This window comes from Peribacillus sp. FSL K6-5616, assembly GCF_038008245.1.
Lineage (GTDB): Bacteria > Bacillota > Bacilli > Bacillales > DSM-1321 > Peribacillus > Peribacillus frigoritolerans.
On record NZ_JBBOYT010000001.1, the window covers coordinates 2,190,211 to 2,208,464 of the forward strand.

The following is an 18,254-nucleotide window of genomic DNA, read 5'->3' on the forward strand; positions in this document are numbered from 1 at the left end:
TGGAGGCATTTCTAGTACTCTTTATGGTGTTTTAATAATTTTCACTGAGTTATCTTCAACAATTGCAGTGAAGTTCTTAACTTCAGGCTGCTCAAAGATAAAGTCTGTGATACCATCTTCGAGCTGTTCTTGAAGAACACGGCGGAGCGGTCTCGCCCCGAAAGTTGGGTGATATCCGAGTTCAATTAGCCTTTGTTTCGCTTCAATGGTCACATCTAAAGATAAACCATTTACAGCAAGTGTTTCGTCTAACTCGTGAATCATGATATCAACAATTTGCAGAAGATCTTCTTTCTTCAATGCAGAGAATTCAATGATGCTATCGAACCGGTTCAAGAATTCCGGTTTGAAGAAGCTGCCTAAAGATTGCAGGATTGAAGCCTCTTCCACAGCTGAACTTGTACCGAATCCCATTACTTTTTGTTTCTCACCGACTCCTGCATTACTCGTCATGATGATCACGGTATCTTTAAAAGTAACGGTCCGGCCTTGACTGTCGGTTAAGCGGCCATCTTCCATGATTTGCAGGAACATATGCATGACATCCGGATGTGCCTTTTCGATTTCATCCAATAAGATGATACTGTAAGGCTTGCGGCGAACTTTTTCCGTCAATTGTCCAGCTTCCTCATGTCCTACATATCCAGGAGGAGAACCGATTAATTTAGAAACACTGTGTTTCTCCATGAATTCACTCATGTCAAGACGAATCATAGCGTCCTTGTCCCCGAATAATTCCTCAGCAAGAGTTTTCGCCAATTCGGTTTTACCGACTCCTGTCGGACCGACGAAAAGGAAAGAACCGGTAGGACGATTTTTGGATTTTAACCCGGCACGACTTCTTCGAACGGCCTTGGATACCTTTTTGACAGCCTCTTCCTGCCCAATTACTTTTTTCATCAGCTCCGCTTGGAGATGAACCATTCTTTCTTGCTCATCTTCTTGGAGCTTACCTACAGGAATGCCGGTCTTTTGTTCAATGATATTTTGAATGTCTTCAACGGTAACGGTTGGCTTAATTGCATCTTCCCCTGCTTGCAATGACTTTTCCAGTTTTTCTTCTTCATCACGAAGAACGGCAGCTTTTTCATATGCTTCTTCTTTTAAGGCCATTTCTTTTTCTTTATAAATTTGGACCAGTCGTTCTTTCATGTTTTCTACCTGGCCGTCTTCTATGGTCAAGTTCAATTTGGAACCAGCTTCATCCATTAAGTCTATTGCCTTGTCAGGGAGGAATCGGTCTTGAATGTAACGGTTTGAAAGTTCAACAGCCGCTTTTAGGGCTTCCTCACTATATGTTACACCATGATAAGATTCATAACTTTCTTTTAAACCGCGTAAGATGACCAATGCCTCAGCAGTTGTAGGTTCGTTAACCTGTACAGGCTGGAAACGTCTTTCAAGGGCACCGTCTTTTTCAATTTTCCTATATTCGGATAAAGTAGTTGCTCCGACAAGCTGAAGTTCGCCGCGTGCAAGTGCAGGCTTCAAGATATTTCCTGCATCCATTGATCCTTCGGCCGAACCTGCTCCCACAAGTTGATGAATTTCATCGATGAATAAAATGACATTTTTTCTTTCCTGTAATTCGCTGATCAATTGCTTCATTCTTTCTTCGAATTGCCCTCTAATTCCAGTATTGGAAACAAGGGACGCTACATCAAGCATATATACTAGCTTATTACGTAATTTAACTGGCACTGAACCTTCAACAATCGCTAAAGCAAGACCTTCAGCAATGGCTGTTTTACCGACACCAGGTTCACCGATTAAAACTGGATTATTTTTATTGCGTCTGTTTAGAACTTCAATGACGCGTTTGATTTCTTCATTTCGTCCGATAACCGGATCAATAAGTCCTGCTTTAGCAGCATCGGTCAAATTGCGGCCATACTCCTCAAGCAATCCTCCATCCTCGCCATGTTCAGCTGAATCCGGTTTTGGTACACCATTATAATTAAATGGATTGAATGAATTTGGAGATCCGTTAAATTGGAATTTCCCCATATCCATTCCGCCCATAGCAGCTCCAAGTTTGTTTCGTTCTTCTTTATAACAAGTGGAGCACAGTTTCACATCATGCTCCTGACCATTCATATTTAGGTGAACTTGAATATTAGCTTGGTTTACATGGCATTTTTCACAAAGCATGTAGTACTCCTCCTTTAAAAAATTAAATTGAAAATAAATCTTTGACCTTCTTTGACTTTCTGACTTTATTATACATTGACCTTCTTTGACTTTCAATAATTTTGTCTGGGAATTTTTTTGCAAAAAACAGGAATTCCTTCGATTTGGTTTGCTTAGCATATTAAACTATCCATATCCAGTCAACTAAAAAGCTTTCATGAATGCTTCATACTACCGATTACCGAATTCAGGACTCACCATAACCTTAAACTATTAGCAAAACGCCAATTCTCTTGTCCATGTGCCTCATTCACTCTTATTTTTTAATACAAAAAAAAGACTTTATTAAGTCTCTTTAAGGTTAGTACAATTTTTAAACGTTGGATTTCCACTCCAGGTACTCGCTTTCCGCGGGCGGTTGGGGAGCCTCCTCGGCGTCTTCGCACCTGTGGGGTCTCCCCTTGACGCGCTTTTCCCGCAGGAGTCTCGCACCTTCCGTTCCAATGATCTTTGTTTTAATTTTAAGATAGAACACTTTTGCCTACAGTCTTTTTTTTGTTTTTAAGTAGTATTAATACTTGAGGTGATATCGATAGTCCCCTCGTTGTTCAACCCATGCCATGCTTTCCTTTCCGCAAAGCTGCTTCAATTCCAATAAAAAATCAAAAAGGTTTCGGAATGAAACCTTCCGAAACCCTTTTGTCTACAATTTGAAAGAGACTTCATTAAGTCTCTTAGCTTTTTTATATTAAAATTGATTTTCTTCTATTATATACGTTTCGCACCGATATACTTTTGCTTCCAATAACTATTATTGGTTTTAGCGTATGACACTCCTTTTGATGATGACGAGTGTATGAATTCATTGTTTCCTATGTATATGGCCACATGTGTGGGTGTTTTCGCTTTATTTGGTGCAAAGAACATTAAGTCCCCTTTTTGCAGGCTTTTAACTTTCTTTCCTTTTTTATATATGTCAGCAGCAGTTCTTGGTAAATTCTTGCCAGCCTTTTGATAGGAATACTTCACTAAACCCGAACAATCAAAACCTGATGATGAAATGCCACCCATTTTATATTTTGTACCTAGTTCACTTTTAGCCACTTTAATCGCTTTTGTATGATATGAAGCAGCTTCCACTTGGTTTCCGGCAAAGGATGCGGTTACAAGCGTGATAGCCAATGACAATCCGACGACAATTTTCTTAAACAAATTAATTACCCCCTGATGTGATTTGCTAAACCTAATATACTAGAAAAGCTATATCACTCGCATCACAGGATCTTTACGAATATGTTACAATTAGTAGATTTAGGAAGAATGACCATATAAAACATAGAAATAAGTCGAATCAAGTGTCCATTCAATATATTGAAAAGCACCTTTAATAAAACTATCTTTTCTTCATAAAAAATCAGCGGTAAAAAACCACTGTCAAAATTCTTTTGAGAAAAATGGAAGAAATAGTTTTACCCCACGTTTATTAAAAGGTAAACATTTCAAATCTGCAATTAAATGACTTATGTATCCTAATGAACAAGTGGCGAAAATTCCGTCAATCCCCATAAAGGCTTCGAATTGAAAGGCAATGATGCCAAAGAAAGCGATACCGGCAATCGAATGGGTATAACTTCTATGTGGTGTAAAGGATGCCAAGATTATATAGACTCCCAACAGCCACAACCAGCTTTCCTGCAAAGATAAACCGCCTCCTAATACCGCTAATCCAGTCAAAGTCAGCATATGCCTTTGCCTAATGAAAGATGAAATAATGATGATTCCGATTCCTGCCCCTGCACCGATCCACTTTTCCGTTTCAGAGCCTTCCAAAAGACTATAAATGATCATTAAAATTCCAATCGTTTGTGCTATCGTTCGGATAAACTTATGTGAAAAGGTAATCCTATTACTCAACTTCCCATCAATATCCATATCGGGCATCAGCCCTGAAACTCCCCCGATGCCCACCAAAAATAAAGTGGTGGTTGGATCTGTTTGAAGTGTGTTTGCCGTCAAGAATCCAACTGTTGCCCCTATAGCCATGTGTGCTGTCCCGTTCACTGTCTCTCTCCTGTCCCTCTAAGAAGTAATCTGCTCAAGAAACGAATGTTTGTTCGAATCTCTGCATACCTAACTATACAACATTTTGGGGAAAATTTCTCTAGTTCTTATAAATAAAGCCATAGAAATCAGTGATTAGAGCAAATAAAATACCTTTTCGTACATTTAAAACACTTTTTATAAATGTCTATAATAGCTTTGTGTAGGTAATTTTCATTACTTTAAATCACGCAAAATATTTTTCAGTAAAATGAGGTTTTTCATGAAATTTTATCCAAAATATGAATATACTAATCTATAAGGGGAGTGATTCAGATAGCTTTTTTAAATGCCTTCAATAATTTTAAAAATGGGAAAAAGTCCAAGAAAATAAAGAACATGGATTTTCGGGAACAGAATGTAAATAAATCGTCGGAGCTCATTGGTAATAATGTAATTGTCCAAAATATAATTAACAATCATCTTTCCAAAAAAAATAACCACTTGTAGGGTGGTTTTTTTAATTATTAGGGGAAATGGTTTCATTCTTTTCCAACTTCTCACTTGCTTCGTAAATATAGTTATATTGTAAATAGTAATCGTATATGACGTTTTGCAGGATTATAAGCAGTGATTTATCGAATGTATCGAATTCAGTTTGATAACTATTTAAGACGGTGACGAATTTCCCGTCCATGTTTTCGAAATAATGGATAAGAAAGTTCTTGTAATATTCACTATCGCTATTGCTTTTATTCGTAATGCACGGATCGCCGGTTTGAATGGACTTATCAAGCATCGCTTTGATGGATTTAGGCAGCTTTGCTTTTTTGAACTGGTTCAGGGTATAGATATCATAGGTAAAGGAAAGACCTAATTGATCGGAATAAAAATCCACGGCACAGTCCAATGTATAGATTAAGGGTGTTTTAAAGTCTTTGCTGTTGGCAATTTCCTCTGATATCTCCAATTGAAATTCCTCGGATGTTAAATAGGCTGCAAATTTCATTTTTGAACTGCTCATGCTGAATACTTCATATACGGCTGCATCTTGTTTTTCAATTTCAATTTCGATATTAAAAAATTTAAAGTGTTTTAAACGGTAAAAAGCAATCGGGGCTAATAGGAATAGCAATATCCAAACTAGGTAAAGGAATAATGTGTTAAAGATGATTTGATAAAATTCAGACGTTACGATCGGTTCGATGATTAACGATATCAATGTATGTTCAAATCCCTGAGAAACAGGGGGGGCAGGTACAATGGTTTCCTCTGGCTTTTTTAAAGTTTGGATACCTAAATGAGCCATCGCAACTAACGTGTAAACAAAAATTAAAATTGTCCCAATCACATAAAATTTTGGCATGAATCCTATAATCCTGTCGAAAACAGAAACCCGTTTATCTTTCTGCTCCTCTATAGCCAATGTGGTTGCTCCTTTTAAGATTATTAATATCAGGAAAAGTCTACAGGAAATTGGTATTTTCTGGAGACTATCTATTTAATTTATATGTTTGCAATTATGTTAAAATACGTAAAATTTGTTTAATCATTGACATATTCCAAATTACTTTCGACGTTTTCATTAAAATTAATAATAATTCGTCGTTAAAAATGCCCAACCTCTTCATTGAAAATGAAAGGATGAGCAAATGTTTAGGGTTTTATTTAGGACGGCCCTTTATCGCAAATTCTTCGACCTTCCTTAGAAACAGCTCCATGGCTTTTGATGCTTCAAAGTCCAACTTTTTCACGATCGAAAAAGGTCTTATTAGGGGCTCATTTTTCAAATGGAAAGTTTTCAATTCATTGGACTTCAATTCTTTTTGTACTGTCAATCGGGATAACAAGGCAATGCCGAGTCCAGCCATCACCGCTTCTTTCACTCCTTGGATACTGGTGAAAATAAAGGTTTTCTTTATGTTTAACTCAAGACTGCTAAGAAGTTTATCGGAATATGTACGGGTCCCCGATCCTTGCTCCCTAAGTACCCATGTTTGGTTTTGGAGCATATTGCCCTCGATGAGATCCATCTGTGAAAGTGGATGATCCGGGGGAACGACCACAATCATCTCGTCATTCATGAAGGGCCTGACATCTATATCTTTATAATCCGTTTCCCCTTCAATCAAGCCTATATCAAGCTTATTCGAACGGATTCCTTGAATGACATCATTTGAATTAGAGATGATGATTTGTATATCCACCATCGGATATTGTGCCGCAAATTCTGCCAATACTTTTGGAAGGTAATATTCCCCTATCGTGAAGCTTGCACCTATTTTCATCGTTCCGCTAACCACGTTATTAAATTCATTTATTTCTCTTTTTGCTGTTTCATAATGATTAAGCATTTGCTTTGCATGTCTATACAAAATTTTTCCCGGCTCTGTTATTTGAACTTGTTTGGGGGAACGATAAATTAATTTCGTTCCTAACTCATTTTCCAGATTCCTTATGTGAAGACTGACTCCTGGCTGCGACAGGTTCAGGATATCCCCTGCTCTTGAAAAGTTTTTCTGTTCGATTACAGTTACGAATACTTTTAACGGATCCATTGTTACCTCCCTATTTTCCTATGCGTTTCATTTTATCATAAGTAGAAGTAATCATTGAAATAGCAAAAATATATTTCACTTATTTTTAATTTAGTTTTAAAGTTAAAGCATCAACATAGATGGAGTGATCACACTGGAACAAATAAAAGTTGAAACAAAAAAACTCGGATTTACAAAAGGAATAGCATTGACTTTGCTAATTGCCATTGCAGCAAAATACTTAGCAGTGCTTCCATTCCTTCATATAATGGGACAGTTAGTCATTGCAATACTGATTGGTATTGTTTGGAAATCGCTGATCGGCGTCCCGGCTTACGCCGTTGCTGGGACAAATTATTCAAGTAAAGTCCTTTTGAGGGTGGGCATTATCTTATTGGGGATGCGTTTGAACCTAAAGGATATTATTAATGCCGGACCGAAAACATTTGCAGTTGGTGCCATTAGTCTTGCATTTGGTATATTAGTAGTTTATGGATTGACCCGCCTATTTAAAGTTGAGAAAAAGCTTGGCATATTGACAGCTTGCGGAACGGGAATTTGCGGAGCTGCTGCCATACTGGCAATTTCCTCCCAAATAAAAGCAAAAGAAAAAGATACAGCAATAGCTGTAGCTACGGTTGCTGTATTAGGTACAACCTTCACTTTCGGATATACGATCCTATATCCATTATTGGGGTTATCCGATCAAGGATATGGTGTTTTTTCGGGTGGTACACTCCATGAAATTGCTCACGTCATCGCTGCTGCGGCACCAGGGGGAAATGAGGCTGTCGACTTGGCAGTGGTGGTCAAATTGACTAGGGTGGCCCTGCTCATTCCCGTTGCCATTTTAATTGGATTCATCATGAATTGGAAAGAACGATCAACGGTTACCGGAAAGAAATTTTCCTGGAAATCCATCCAGATACCGTGGTTCATTTTTGGTTTTTTATTGATGAGTGCCATTTATTCTTCAGGTGCAGTTCCTGAACCTTTGGCCGAAAAGCTTGTTATGCTTTCCTATATCCTCATGGCTATGTCGATGGCGGGACTAGGATTGAATATTGACCTTGTAACTTTTAGGAAATATGGCGGTAAACCTTTTATTGCTGGACTCGTTGGCTCTATATTTTTGACTTGCCTCGGGTATGTATTGGTTCAGGCTTTCCATTTAAATTAACTTTTCAATTTAAACAAGCATCCCTTAATCGGCATGCTTGTTTTTTTCTATTGGATGTGGAACATTGGCACCATAAAAAATTTCATCCATTTCCGTTTGAAGCCTTTCTATAATTTCTTGCCTTTCCTCTTTATTCAGCTTTTCCTCTGTATAACCGAATAAGTAATTATTAATATCGAACCTTTTCAGCTTACATTTCGTATGGAATATATTTTCCTGATATACATTTACATCGATCATGTCATATAAACCTTTTACTTCATCAGGAATATAGTTTTGAATGGAATTAATATCATGGTCAATGAACAATTTTCGCCCATCTTTATCTCTTGTAAATCCTCTTACTCGGTAATCGATCGTGATAATGTCGGTATCGAAGGAATGAATGAGATAATTAAGGGCTTTAAGGGGTGATATTTCTCCACATGTAGAGACATCGATATCGGCCCTGAATGTGCTAATGCCTTCATTTGGATGGTATTCAGGGTAAGTATGTACGGTAATATGGCTTTTATCCAGTTGCATGACCACATTATCAGGTAAAGGCCCTGGTGATTCCTCATAAGTCCCCATAGGTACTTCGACGACAGGTCCTTCTGAAACAAGAATGGTTACACTGGCGCCTTGAGGGACATAATCCTGTTTGGCCGTATTTAAAACATGCGCCCCTATTAAATCCGCAACATTGTGCAGGATTTTCGAAAGCCGCTCTGCATTATATTGTTCATCGATATAATCCAGGTAGGACTCCCTCTCTTCCCTGGTTCTTGTGTAACAAATATCATACATATTAAAGCTTAAAGATTTCGTAAGATTATTAAAGCCATGAAGTTCAATACGCTGCTCAGGTGTAAGTTTCATGAATGATTCCCCTTATACTTTTTTTAGGACTACCCTTATAGTTACCCTTTTCGTGAAATAAAAAACTAAATCTGCCAGTCTAAGCTTCTGACTTCTAATCGGTAAGCTAAGAAAAAGCTATTGCATTAACATGCAACGGCTTTTTTATTTTCCTGATTTGTTCTAGGCAGTATGAACTTTTTTCTTCTTTATCGGTGAAAGAATCCGTTCCAGCCATCCGAGTAAAAGATCCGAGAGAATGGCCATCAATGCCGTCGGAATTGCTCCTGCAAGTATGATTGCCGTTCCATTTGACGCATTCGTTCCCCTGACAATGATATCCCCCAGTCCGCCTGCCCCTACGAATGTACCGACAGCAGTTACCCCAATTGCAACGACAAGAGCTGTACGTAAGCCAGCCATGATGACAGATAGAGATAATGGCAGTTCGACCATTCTTAGTAACTGGAGCTTTGTCATTCCCATTGCCTTGCCAGATTCTAAATAAGTATGATCTATACTTGTAATCCCGACATACGTGTTTCTCAGGATTGGCAGTAATGAATACAAAAACAACGATAAGATTACCGTATTTGTCCCTAGCCCCATTACTAGCATCAGGAGTGCAAGCATAGCCAATGCTGGTGTGGTTTGTATGACATTCGTTATCGAAAATACCCAATTACTCAATTTCTTATGTTTCGCGATGAAAATGCCTATCGGGATGGCTACAATTGCTGCAAATAACACTCCATAAGCAGACATTAAAAAATGGCGATAAAATTCAGTAAGAACATACATCCAATTTTGGGAATAATAAGTTCCCAACTGTTGCAAGGTTTCCATTAGTTTGCACCTCCCAATTATTCAAAATATTTATGTGCTTTAAGGAATTCCGATGCTACGACCGATGGCTCCTTCAAGTTCCCATCCACTTCATAATTCAGTTCCTGCATGGTTTCAGTAGTGATCTCGCCAATTAACTTGTTAAGTTCCTCTTCAATTTCAGGATACCGTTCCAATAATTCTTCAGTAACGACCGGTGAACAGTCATATGGAGGGAAATATTGTTTATCATCTTCTAAGAGCTTCAAATCATTAACCTTAATCCGTCCATCTGAGGAATATGCAAGGACAATATCCATCTGACCATTTTTGACTGCATCGTATACCAAGCCAATCTGCATCGGATAAGTTTCGCCAAACTCCAATCCATATGTATCGACGAATCCTTTATAACCATCCCCTTTTCTTTTCAGCCAAGCACTATCCACACCTAACCTTAGATTATCTGCATCCTTTTCCAGATCCGATATTCTCTGATACCCTTTTTCCTCAGCCAATTCATTTGAAATCGTAAAGGCATATGTGTTATCGAATCCATAAGAATCAAAAAATTTGAACCCATATTGTTCCTTGAATTCCCTTTGAACAATTTCCATCGCCTTTACTGGGTCCTTTTCGATTTCCTGTCCCAGGACACTCGTTAAATCAGTCCCTGTATATCGAGTTGCGGCAATATCTATATCACCAGTCTCCATCGCTTTCTGCTGAACGAAATTCGAACCGAGATTTTTGATGATTTTCGTATCAAGTTCCGTATTCCTTTCAAGGAGTTGAGCGATCATGTTCGCAAGGATTTCAGATTCGGTCATGCTTTGGGCACCGATCTTTACAGTAGTTTCAGAAGATGACCCTAAACCAGGCAAAGAACAGCCGGTGATCATTAATGCACAAACGATAAGGGCCATTAAAATTGTATTTCTATTTTTTTTATACATGGTAATCCTCCTCAAGCAACTTCCTTCATGCCTTTCAAGCCTTTTGGTACGACTTTTCGCTCTATGATCGAGAATACATAATCAACCAGGATAGCCATGATGATTACCGGAACTGCACCAGCGATGATATATTCTGTTTGGTATAAATTCAAACCGATAAAAATGTAATCTCCCAAGCCCCCGCCTCCAATAAAGGAAGCTAAGGTGGCCCATCCAATTAAATAGACGGAAGCCGTACGGATACCAGCCATAATGACGGAAAGTGCAAGCGGGAATTCTACCAGACGAATCCTCTCCCAGCTTGACATCCCGATGCCGCGTCCGGATTCCAGCAGATTTTCATTTACTCCTTTAATGCCTGTGTATGTATTTCTGAGTATGGGTAAAACGGAATAGAAAAATAACGCAATAATCGCGGGTGTTTTCCCAACGCCAAGGAAAGGAATGAAAAAGGCGAGAACCGCTAAGCTTGGCAATGTCTGCATAATGTTCGCAATTCCGATTATAATTGATGCGCTCCTTTTCATTCGCGTCAACATTATTCCTAGTGGTACAGCGACTATTATTCCAAGGAAAACAGCGATCATGGAAATATATAAGTGCTCCCATGCTTTAAAGACCAATTCTTGCCAGTTCGTTTGTAAAAATTCGAGCATTGTTTCCATCTCTTACACCTCCTAAAACATTTCTACTACTTCTGCCACTTGATTTTCTTCCTCTCCCCAAATACTGTCATATACGATGTCGACCAATGTAGCCCTAGTGACAATTCCGACCAAATGTTTATTTTGGTCAACTACAGGCACGTATTTGAAACCTCGTTTTAAAATCTTTTGAACGGAATCACGGATTAAAGTATCCTGTTTCACTGAATAGACTTCAGTATTGATGACTTCGCTTATAAATTTAGCTTTTTTTCGATATTCACTGATCGTTTCAACATCTACGAACCCTTTCAAAACATTTTGCTCATCGACCACAAGTAAAGAATCGACCCTTTTCTCGCGCATTATCGTAATAGCATCGGTAAGGGATTTTTCCTCTGTAATGGAAATTGGGTTTCGACTCATGATTTGTTCAACCAACTCAACATTGGGTCTTGTTTGAAGCAAACGATCTTTGCCGATGAATTCTTCAACAAACTCATTGGCTGGGTTTCTGAGGATTTCATCCGGTGTTCCCACTTGGACGATTTCACCAGCCTTTAAGATGACGATCCTGTCGGCTAGCTTAATGGCTTCATCCATATCATGCGTAACAAAAACGATTGTTTTATCAAGTGTGCGCTGCAGATTTTTAAACTCCTCCTGAAGGGCATCGCGGGTGATTGGATCTAGTGCGCCAAAAGGTTCATCCATTAAAATGAGTGGAGGATTGGAAGCAAGTGCTCTGAGAACGCCTATCCTTTGTTGCTGCCCCCCGCTCAATTCGTAGGGATACCTTTCCAGGTATTCGGGTCCCATATCGACAAGCTGAAGCAATTCCAGTGCGCGTTCCTTCTTCTTCTGTTCATTCCATTTAAGAAGTTTTGGAACGAGGGTGATATTTTCAAGAATGGTCATGTGAGGGAAAAGGCCGATTTGCTGGATAACGTACCCGATCTGTCTTCTAAGCTCGACTGGGTCTTTTTCCATGATATTTTCACCATTAATAAGTATTTTGCCTTCAGATGGTTCGATAAGACGGTTAATCATTTTCATTGTCGTTGTCTTTCCACATCCACTCGGACCAATGAAGCAAATGAACTCCCCTTTTTTAATATCCAGTGATATATTTTTTACAGCTTTCTTTCCTCCCTTATAGATTTTCGATACATTTTCGATTTTCAACATAAAAAGCACCTCCATCATTCGCATACAATTACAAATTTTACAAAAATATTAATTTTTCATATGCACAGTCTCTTGTACCCATAAGGTAAACTGCTTAAACCTTTTTTTATAAAAAACTAGTTCATTGTATTTATATTGAAAAAATGGTATAAAAAAACTACCCCAATTAAGTATGAGGCAGTTTGATAGATTTAAAGTATTAAAAATGAATTAAAATCCTATATTTTTAGCAATGAGGGTTTTTATGGTTTCATCTGTCCCTGTAAAGAATGTTGGCAAAGAAATGTCCCGATGACGCCGGACAATTTTATCGTCACCCATACTTCCGTAACGATCATGCAACTGCATGCACTTATCAGATATTCGCTTAGACATCTCCGTTATCCATTGTTTAGCCATCGATACTTCAGTTATGATATTCTCCCCAGTCATATGTTTACAGATCAACCCATCAATAAACGTTCTTCCCAGATGAATATCTGTCGCTATTTCAGCGATGGTAATCTGTGCCTTTTTAAATGCACTTCTTTTCTTATCAATTGCTTTTTGACTTTTTATAAAATTCATCGTCAAGTGAAGCATGTCTTTTGCTGCCATTATAGACCTGATCGCACAGATTAGTCTTTCCTGCTGCAGTTTTTGCATGATATATGAAAGGCCCTTCCCTTCCTCCCCAAGGAGGTTTCCAACTGGAACTGAAGCATCATCGAAAAATAGTTCGGCTGTGCCTGAGTTTCCCTGTTCTGTTTTACTAAGCTTTCTTCCCCGTGATAACCCTGGCGTATCTTTATCAATGAGCAGTAGACTGATTCCGTCCTTGGGAGGAACGGCATTTAGATCTGTTTTGCATGCTACTATCATGAAGTCAGCTTTAAAGCCATTTGTAACGAACGTTTTGGCTCCATTGAGAAGGTAATACCCATCTTTCTTGATGGCTGTGGTTTGGATATCAGCTAATTCCGATCCGATTTCCGGCTCTGTCCATGCAAAGGCAGAAATCATTTCCCCTGTAATGAACTTTGGTAAATATCTTTGTTTTTGATCTATTGTTCCGAATGAAGCAATATAAGGGGCTACAACATCAGAATGAATGGATATTCCTCCCAAGGCTGAACCCACCCTCTCCAATTCCTCTGCCAGCACAACAGAATATCCAAAATTTGCTCCTATTCCACCGAATTCCACTTCAATCCATGGACATAAAAATCCATTATCTCCTACCTTTTCCCAAAATGAGTAAGATATTTCCCCCTCTTTTTCCCATTTATCATAAAAGGGGACTGCCTCCTTGGCGAGAAATTCACGAATTGATTGTTTAAATAATAGGTGTTCTTCCGTTAGAAAGGAACGGGAATCATCCTTATTGATTGCCATCGTGCTAACCATGGGCTAACCTCCATTCTTTTTTTACTGATCATTACTACCATGAACAAATAAAATATGTTAAACGCCTCGATGTAAACGGTTACAATTTCAAACAATTAAAATGTTCCTCAATATTCATGTTCAACAAAAGTATGGAATTTCCTTTTAAAAATCTATTTTTTCCCATTTTTAATGATTTGATTATGACTTAACCGCTTTGAATTTGGTTTTGAACTTATATTCTGTCGAGGTTATTCTTGGAATACAAAATGTAATAAATAGACAATTCTTCTTTTTACGCTCAAATCTCATTCTTTTTTTGCTTAGTACAATGGTTATTTAACAGCCTTCGTTAGTGAAATATATCAGCTAATAGCATGTCAATATCCTTCTCTAAAAGATTCAATTCCCTTAGATCTACTATTTGGGCCATGCCCAATAACCCTCCAAAACTTTTTTGGAAGGATATTTCTCTGATTCAGTTAATTAGGCAACATCCAGGAACGTTTCTTTTCTCTTTAATATACTGTAATTCCTAATAATATAGACAATAATTCCAGGTTTTTCAAACACGATTATTGACTACTAAATCTTTTTTGGTTTATATTAATTCCTTCATAACATCTTTTTTGGTAAGAACAGCTTTTGCAAACTGCTAAGGAATCCGTCTTCAAATACTTTTTGGGTTCTTGTAAAAGATTCTTGATCATGTTGAGGTATTCCAATCCACCAGAAACATCCTTCTTGGTTGGTATAAATGTTTCTTTTTTACCTTCCATTAGCGAGTATATCTCTATTCTTTCCGGTAATTGATCAAATGCCTTTTCACAAAATACCGAAATCATATTATTAAATAAAAGATTCATTTCTTCATCTGTATCAACTAAATACTTCTTTATGATGAATGAGTTGCCTGACCATTCTGCCACTTCAAAAGTTAAGGAAAGTTCGGTACCCAACTCATCCATGTTCATGTTAAATTTTTCATATAAAAACAAAGGTGGATTTTTATTTTTTTCAGTAGTTAAACATTGGAGTAAATGATCTGTAATATTAGCAAGAGCCTTATAATAATGAATCTTCGACTCGAACTGATGTACTTCAACGGCACTCCAATGATCATTTATGAACTCCAAAACCTTCTTAGTCGTCTGACTTTTTGGAGGAAGTTTATAATATCGACTTACAACTTGATTAACCACAAATTGAACCATCTTCCTCCAATCCGATTGAGTGGTGATTTTTCCTTCAATATGAAAATAGTAAAATTGATAAGGACATCTTATAAAATCCTGTAAATGATAATCAGTTAAAGTAGCAATGGAAATCCGATGTTCCCTATCGATCATTCCCTTCTCCTCTCTCTCCTCATAAAATTTCAAATTCTATATTGAAGTGACAAAACTATTCTTTATAAATTCCCTCCCGAAATTTTGGCAGTTCTTGATATCCTCATCATCTGGGGTTAATTCTACTTTTAACCCTTCCAGGACGATAACAGCACCCTGTTCCCTTAATTTTTCTGTCAAAATATCTACGGCTGCACCATATTGTGGGTAAGATGAATCGCAGGAACCAAACGCCGCAGCCTTCTTTCCAGTTAGATCAATATGATTCATATCCTCATAAAAGTCTAAAAAATCATAGGGTAACTCCCCGTCTCCCCACGTATATGCTCCTAATATGATCCCATCGTAATCTTCAAGCATGGAAGCTTCAGGACCATCCATAATATCTATCTTTTCGATACTCACATCACTGATTTCTGTGATACCTTCTGCAATGGTATTCGCCATTTCTTCTGTATTTCCACTCATACTGGCAAAAATTATAATGATTTTAGACATGATAAGTTCCCCTTCCAACATCTCGAACGATTTATTGTTTTTATGTTATATGTACATGAAATTTATTTTCTTAAAAAGCATGTACATCACCAGAGTTCATTTTATTCTTAATTTTTTGTACGTTGCTCAGTTCATCGGAAAATGAAAGAAATGACTCCCTATCATGTGCATCGAGTGCTTCGTTTACTTTAAAACTCAAATGGTTAATTTTAAGGTTCAAATCCAAAATGGAGCAAATGCTGCCCTTGGAATACAGTTCCTCGATATCTTCCACGTGCATAAAAAACTGAAACTCGTTGTTGACAACTATTAAAGAGTGCCATCCTAGGCAATCAATGTACTTCCGTTCATTTGTAATTGTCCAAACATCTCCTTGAAGAAACTCAATTATATGTTGGTGCCTTTCACCCGGACAGCAGCAGCTTACTTCATGCTGAAATAGTTCTAATATAATAAAATTTTTATCCATAGGTGCTCCTCCTTCACTCACATTCAGTTTTTTTGAATTCTTCTTCAACCTTGGCACTTGGTCAGTCCATTTGTTTTTGACGGCTACCGCCTATTCAAAATTCATTTTATTAACATGCAGAGAACCAATCGAAATTGATAATCATTTTCAATTAGTATTTTATGTGATAATGATTATCATTGTCAATCTGTTTTAGCTAAGTTTTCATATTTTTGTTTTGTTGCCTTGGAAAAATAGATGCCTAGCTACCGCTGCTGCCAAGTACAAAAAAATACTCTGGAGAATAACTCATCCCAGAGTATTTTTTTACGCTATACAACTATTTTATCGTCTTTATCCCTTACCCGGTTTAAATGCAGGAAACTGTCCAGCCGCTATCTTCCTTCGCATTCAAAAAGTGCATTCTTTGTTCCTACACTACTTTTTATCCTTGTATTTCCCCATTAATGACAACACACTTCCCATTTGTTTGCTTCTTTATCATCCTTCCATCCTTGATGTATACAGTGTAAGTATTATTGACTTTAGCATCTAATCTTGCTAGGTCTCCCGTTATTGCTATGATATTTTTGACAGCTTCCCTCTTCAGATTTTCGATAACTTTCTTTTTCCATTGTTCCCGTTTTATTTCATCAACCATAAGGATCCCATCCTTATGGTTTGATTTATGTCTTCTTCCTGATATAGAGTATTACATTTTTATTATCTTGTTACCCTTATGCTTTTCCTTATTAATCCGTTTCGAATTCTTTTTTTGTTTTCTAACATTACAGGTTACGGTAAAATTAGTGATTCAGGTACAAGCTTTTTTAACAGGAAATAATCTATGGTAACTATGCAAGGGTTTTCCTCATAAAAATGGTTTATGGTATGATAGTTAGATTGTTTTTCCACCCTGTGACAACTTTTACATTCATCAAGGAAAGAGGTATTTATGCACACCACAGAATTAACCAAGCGGCATTGGCTGCTCATCTTAACACTTACTTTATTAACATTTGTTCTCGGGACAAGCGAATTTGTTATCGTCGGGATCTTAACCGATATTTCCTCGAGTCTCCATATTACGAATGCAAAAGCAGGCACACTCGTTTCTGCGTTTGCCATTACGTTTGCCATTGCCACACCGCTCGTGATGTCGGCAACAAGCCATTTTCCAAAACGGAAATGGATGTTGTTCTTGATAGGTTCGTTCATCATCCTGAATGCTTTGTGCGTGATTTCAACCACCTACGTCATGCTCCTTGCACTTCGGATGATGACTGCGATTGTAACAGGAGTTTTAATTTCTCTTGCTATGATTGTTGCCAGTGAAAACATGCCAATCGCAAAACGTGGACTTGCTATATCATTCGTTTTCGGTGGTTTTACACTTGCAAACGTGATCGGAGTACCAATTGGCACTGTCATCGCTGAAAGGTACGACTGGAATGCAACCTTCCTGTTAACGACTTTTCTCGGAGCTATTGCGTTTTTGGCATCTTTCTTCATTTTGCCTACTATGCACAGTCCATTCCGCAGCTCAATGCGTGATCAATTTTCTTTGTTGACACACCCGCGAATCTTAATGGCCTTTTTCATTCCATCGCTTGGATTTGGAGCGACGTATGCCGTATATACTTATCTTGTTCCGATCCTGAAAGGAATGGAAGCACCAAGTGGTTCAATAAGTTGGATCTTGTTTGGCTACGGATTCATTTCCATTTTCAGCAACATACTCGCTGGTAAAATTGCCAGCTACAATGCCATCGGACGCCTTAGGTTTGTTTTCCTCGTCCAAGCAGTTGTCCTGATCAGTTTATATTGGACGACAGATAATTTTATCTTTGGCTTGATTAACATTAGCTTGATGTCATTAATGGCCATCCTTTTAACAACATCTACCCAGCTATATTTGATAGACCTAGCCGGTATTTATCAACCTAAAGCTACAGGATTGGCTGCTTCACTGATGCCTGTGGCAAGCAATGTCGGTATCGCCTTTGGTTCCGCATTAGGCGGAATTGTTTACCATCAGGGAAATTTGATGAGTGTGACATTGGTAGGCGGGCTGATTGCCATCTTGGCAAGTCTTCTAACTTTCCTGAGTCATCGCTTGGACCAGAAACAAAAGAAACCGGCATAGGAGAAAAGCTGAGAACACCAATGAGAGATGCTTTCTTGCTGCTTGGCTTCCCATTGGTTGAACAAGATCCTAATAAACTGGAATATAGCCTAGATCAAATGAGAGGAT

17 protein-coding genes are annotated in these 18,254 nt (G+C 38.0%); 2 read left to right on the forward strand and 15 right to left on the reverse strand.

Annotated features, from left to right (window positions below):
- Nucleotides 1–21: 21 nt before the first annotated feature.
- From MHB45_RS10500 to MHB45_RS10520, 5 genes are all read right to left on the reverse strand, one after another.
- Nucleotides 22–2,151 carry an ATP-dependent Clp protease ATP-binding subunit gene (locus MHB45_RS10500; RefSeq protein WP_048681904.1) on the reverse strand — a complete coding sequence of 710 codons (2,130 nt, stop codon included), beginning with the start codon at nucleotides 2,149–2,151 and terminating at the stop codon, nucleotides 22–24.
- Between the two features lie 747 nt (nucleotides 2,152–2,898).
- Nucleotides 2,899–3,342 carry a C40 family peptidase gene (locus MHB45_RS10505; RefSeq protein ID WP_072273017.1) on the reverse strand — a complete coding sequence of 148 codons (444 nt, stop codon included), beginning with the start codon at nucleotides 3,340–3,342 and terminating at the stop codon, nucleotides 2,899–2,901.
- 222 nt (nucleotides 3,343–3,564) lie between these two features.
- Entirely contained in the window at nucleotides 3,565–4,191 is a 627-nt protein-coding gene (locus MHB45_RS10510; RefSeq protein WP_048681909.1) for a metal-dependent hydrolase, read from the reverse strand.
- Between the two features lie 499 nt (nucleotides 4,192–4,690).
- Nucleotides 4,691–5,596: a hypothetical protein gene (locus MHB45_RS10515; RefSeq protein WP_048882892.1), complete on the reverse strand. Its 906-nt coding sequence runs from the start codon at nucleotides 5,594–5,596 to the stop codon at nucleotides 4,691–4,693.
- Nucleotides 5,597–5,834: 238 nt separating this feature from the next.
- On the reverse strand, nucleotides 5,835–6,728 hold the full coding sequence (locus MHB45_RS10520) for a selenium metabolism-associated LysR family transcriptional regulator (protein WP_048680535.1): 894 nt from the start codon (nucleotides 6,726–6,728) through the stop codon (nucleotides 5,835–5,837).
- Nucleotides 6,729–6,861: 133 nt separating this feature from the next.
- Between MHB45_RS10520 and MHB45_RS10525 the strand changes: the two genes are divergently transcribed.
- Nucleotides 6,862–7,887: a YeiH family protein gene (locus tag MHB45_RS10525; RefSeq protein ID WP_048680543.1), complete on the forward strand. Its 1,026-nt coding sequence runs from the start codon at nucleotides 6,862–6,864 to the stop codon at nucleotides 7,885–7,887.
- Nucleotides 7,888–7,911: 24 nt separating this feature from the next.
- Here MHB45_RS10525 and speD read toward each other — a convergent pair whose 3' ends face one another.
- From speD to MHB45_RS10575, 10 genes are all read right to left on the reverse strand, one after another.
- Nucleotides 7,912–8,748 carry an adenosylmethionine decarboxylase gene (gene speD / locus MHB45_RS10530; RefSeq protein ID WP_048680532.1) on the reverse strand — a complete coding sequence of 279 codons (837 nt, stop codon included), beginning with the start codon at nucleotides 8,746–8,748 and terminating at the stop codon, nucleotides 7,912–7,914.
- A gap of 162 nt (nucleotides 8,749–8,910) precedes the next feature.
- A complete protein-coding gene (locus MHB45_RS10535; RefSeq protein ID WP_048682342.1) occupies nucleotides 8,911–9,573 on the reverse strand; it encodes an ABC transporter permease in 663 nt (220 codons plus the stop codon).
- Between the two features lie 17 nt (nucleotides 9,574–9,590).
- The gene (locus tag MHB45_RS10540) at nucleotides 9,591–10,508 is read right to left on the reverse strand and encodes an osmoprotectant ABC transporter substrate-binding protein (RefSeq protein ID WP_072273018.1); all 918 of its coding nucleotides are present in this window, start codon (nucleotides 10,506–10,508) and stop codon (nucleotides 9,591–9,593) included.
- 11 nt (nucleotides 10,509–10,519) lie between these two features.
- On the reverse strand, nucleotides 10,520–11,173 hold the full coding sequence (locus tag MHB45_RS10545; RefSeq protein WP_072273019.1) for an ABC transporter permease: 654 nt from the start codon (nucleotides 11,171–11,173) through the stop codon (nucleotides 10,520–10,522).
- A gap of 12 nt (nucleotides 11,174–11,185) precedes the next feature.
- Complete coding sequence (locus tag MHB45_RS10550; RefSeq protein WP_072273020.1) at nucleotides 11,186–12,340, reverse strand: betaine/proline/choline family ABC transporter ATP-binding protein; 1,155 nt, start codon at nucleotides 12,338–12,340, stop codon at nucleotides 11,186–11,188.
- Between the two features lie 210 nt (nucleotides 12,341–12,550).
- Complete coding sequence (locus tag MHB45_RS10555) at nucleotides 12,551–13,726, reverse strand: acyl-CoA dehydrogenase family protein (RefSeq protein WP_081088604.1); 1,176 nt, start codon at nucleotides 13,724–13,726, stop codon at nucleotides 12,551–12,553.
- 554 nt (nucleotides 13,727–14,280) lie between these two features.
- Nucleotides 14,281–15,054, reverse strand: a complete 774-nt coding sequence (locus tag MHB45_RS10560; protein ID WP_081088605.1) for a hypothetical protein — start codon at nucleotides 15,052–15,054, stop codon at nucleotides 14,281–14,283.
- 36 nt (nucleotides 15,055–15,090) lie between these two features.
- Complete coding sequence (locus tag MHB45_RS10565) at nucleotides 15,091–15,552, reverse strand: flavodoxin (RefSeq protein WP_072273021.1); 462 nt, start codon at nucleotides 15,550–15,552, stop codon at nucleotides 15,091–15,093.
- A gap of 70 nt (nucleotides 15,553–15,622) precedes the next feature.
- The gene (locus MHB45_RS10570) at nucleotides 15,623–16,021 is read right to left on the reverse strand and encodes a hypothetical protein (protein WP_048682329.1); all 399 of its coding nucleotides are present in this window, start codon (nucleotides 16,019–16,021) and stop codon (nucleotides 15,623–15,625) included.
- 424 nt (nucleotides 16,022–16,445) lie between these two features.
- Nucleotides 16,446–16,661, reverse strand: coding sequence for a hypothetical protein (locus tag MHB45_RS10575; RefSeq protein WP_048682327.1), 216 nt, complete (start codon nucleotides 16,659–16,661; stop codon nucleotides 16,446–16,448).
- 294 nt (nucleotides 16,662–16,955) lie between these two features.
- Between MHB45_RS10575 and MHB45_RS10580 the strand changes: the two genes are divergently transcribed.
- A complete protein-coding gene (locus MHB45_RS10580) occupies nucleotides 16,956–18,146 on the forward strand; it encodes an MFS transporter (protein WP_063593622.1) in 1,191 nt (396 codons plus the stop codon).
- Nucleotides 18,147–18,254 lie beyond the last annotated feature (108 nt).